Origin of the sequence: Paraburkholderia solitsugae (assembly GCF_013177695.1) — a bacterium.
Lineage (GTDB): Bacteria > Pseudomonadota > Gammaproteobacteria > Burkholderiales > Burkholderiaceae > Paraburkholderia > Paraburkholderia solitsugae.
The window spans coordinates 1-3,061 of record NZ_WOEY01000192.1; the positions used below are offsets into that span (position 1 = coordinate 1).

At 52.6% G+C, this 3,061-nt stretch carries 2 rRNA genes; both read right to left on the reverse strand.

The annotated features are described in order from the left end of the window. Nucleotides 1-21: 21 nt before the first annotated feature. Nucleotides 22-134, reverse strand: a 5S ribosomal RNA gene (gene rrf / locus GNZ12_RS43715). A 205-nt stretch (nucleotides 135-339) separates the two neighbouring features. Next, nucleotides 340-3,061: ribosomal RNA gene (locus tag GNZ12_RS43720) — 23S ribosomal RNA — on the reverse strand; the annotation flags it as partial.

The window sequence follows — 3,061 nt, forward strand, 5'->3', positions numbered from 1 at the left end:
GGTTTCTGGACATGCTGGGGAGCCTGACGATTACCTACTTTCACACGGGAATCCGCACTATCATCGGCGTGGAGTCGTTTCACGGTCCTGTTCGGGATGGGAAGGGGTGGGACCGACTCGCTATGGTCATCAGGCATGACTTGTTGTCGTACTGCGGGGTTTGAGGCCCTGGGCAATACAACCAATCTGGAAGAAGTAGTTTCTGGTGATGCTCACCAGCGGGAGTTGTGTTGTTCGAGGCACAACATCGATCTCAACCGTGCATGTTCCTGCCCCCTTCGGGGGTGGTCCTGAGTAAGTGCTGAAGCACTAACTCATGACGTAAAACACACTTGTTATAGGATCAAGCCTTACGGGCAATTAGTATCAGTTAGCTTAACGCATTACTGCGCTTCCACACCTGACCTATCAACGTCCTGGTCTTGAACGACCCTTCAAGGGGCTCGAAGCCCCGGGGATATCTCATCTTAAGGCGAGTTTCCCGCTTAGATGCTTTCAGCGGTTATCTCTTCCGAACATAGCTACCCGGCGATGCCACTGGCGTGACAACCGGTACACCAGAGGTTCGTCCACTCCGGTCCTCTCGTACTAGGAGCAGCCCCCTTCAAATATCCAGCGCCCACGGCAGATAGGGACCAAACTGTCTCACGACGTTTTAAACCCAGCTCACGTACCTCTTTAAATGGCGAACAGCCATACCCTTGGGACCGGCTACAGCCCCAGGATGAGATGAGCCGACATCGAGGTGCCAAACACCGCCGTCGATATGAACTCTTGGGCGGTATCAGCCTGTTATCCCCAGAGTACCTTTTATCCGTTGAGCGATGGCCCTTCCATACAGAACCACCGGATCACTATGACCTGCTTTCGCACCTGCTCGACTTGTCGGTCTCGCAGTTAAGCACGCTTATGCCATTGCACTATCAGCACGATTTCCGACCGTACCTAGCGTACCTTCGTACTCCTCCGTTACACTTTGGGAGGAGACCGCCCCAGTCAAACTGCCTACCATGCACTGTCCCCAGTCCGGATAACGGACCAAGGTTAGAACCTCAAACAAACCAGGGTGGTATTTCAAGGTCGGCTCCATTGAGACTGGCGTCCCAACTTCATAGCCTCCCACCTATCCTACACAGATCGGTTCAAAGTCCAATGCAAAGCTACAGTAAAGGTTCATGGGGTCTTTCCGTCTAGCCGCGGGGAGATTGCATCATCACAAACACTTCAACTTCGCTGAGTCTCGGGAGGAGACAGTGTGGCCATCGTTACGCCATTCGTGCAGGTCGGAACTTACCCGACAAGGAATTTCGCTACCTTAGGACCGTTATAGTTACGGCCGCCGTTTACCGGGACTTCAATCAAGAGCTTGCACCCCATCATTTAATCTTCCGGCACCGGGCAGGCGTCACACCCTATACGTCCACTTTCGTGTTTGCAGAGTGCTGTGTTTTTATTAAACAGTCGCAGCCACCAGTTTATTGCAACCCCTTCACCCTCCTGGCGCAGGCCAGTCAAGCTACAGGGGCGTACCTTATCCCGAAGTTACGGTACCAATTTGCCGAGTTCCTTCTCCCGAGTTCTCTCAAGCGCCTTAGAATACTCATCTCGCCCACCTGTGTCGGTTTGCGGTACGGTCTTGTTAAACTGAAGCTTAGAGGCTTTTCTTGGAACCACTTCCAGTTGCTTCTTCACCGAAGTGAATGGCGCCACGCCCTTGAATTGCGCACCCGGATTTGCCTAAGTGCCTTCTCCAACGCAGCGACCGGGACTTCCAACACCCGGACAACCTTCCGCGATCCGTCCCCCCATCGCATTTAACAATGGTGCAGGAATATTAACCTGCTTCCCATCAGCTACGCATTTCTGCCTCGCCTTAGGGGCCGACTCACCCTACGCCGATGAACGTTGCGTAGGAAACCTTGGGCTTACGGCGAGGGGGCCTTTCACCCCCTTTATCGCTACTCATGTCAGCATTCGCACTTCCGATACCTCCAGCGCACTTTTCAATGCACCTTCGCAGGCTTACGGAACGCTCTCCTACCATGCACATAAATGTGCATCCGCAGCTTCGGTATATTGCTTAGCCCCGTTACATCTTCCGCGCAGGACGACTCGATCAGTGAGCTATTACGCTTTCTTTAAAGGATGGCTGCTTCTAAGCCAACCTCCTGACTGTTTTAGCCTTCCCACTTCGTTTCCCACTTAGCAATATTTGGGGACCTTAGCTGGCGGTCTGGGTTGTTTCCCTCTTGACACCGGACGTTAGCACCCGATGTCTGTCTCCCGTGATTGCACTCTTCGGTATTCGGAGTTTGCTATGGCGTAGTAATCCGCAATGGACCCCACAACCATGACAGTGCTCTACCCCCGAAGGTGATACACGAGGCACTACCTAAATAGTTTTCGGAGAGAACCAGCTATTTCCAGGTTTGTTTAGCCTTTCACCCCTATCCACAGCTCATCCCCTAACTTTTCAACGTTAGTGGGTTCGGACCTCCAGTACGTGTTACCGCACCTTCATCCTGGCCATGGATAGATCACCTGGTTTCGGGTCTACACCCAGCGACTGAACGCCCTGTTCGGACTCGCTTTCGCTACGCCTGCCCTAATCGGTTAAGCTTGCCACTGAATGTAAGTCGCTGACCCATTATACAAAAGGTACGCCGTCACCCCTTGCGAGGCTCCGACTGTTTGTATGCATGCGGTTTCAGGATCTATTTCACTCCCCTCCCGGGGTTCTTTTCGCCTTTCCCTCACGGTACTGGTTCACTATCGGTCGATCACGAGTATTTAGCCTTGGAGGATGGTCCCCCCATCTTCAGACAGGATTTCACGTGTCCCGCCCTACTTGTCGTACACCCAGTTCTTCCTATGCACTTGTTCGCTTGACCCTATAACGAGTGTGTCTCTCACACCATCCACTGGGGATGACGTGTTCCTCACATCGCTACAGGTTGAGTATTCGTGTTGCGCCGTATTCCAAGGCAATCTTTCGATTACCTTTTCATACATTGATACAATCACAACCCTGATTCACCTACTCACACACCCATCTCTAGAT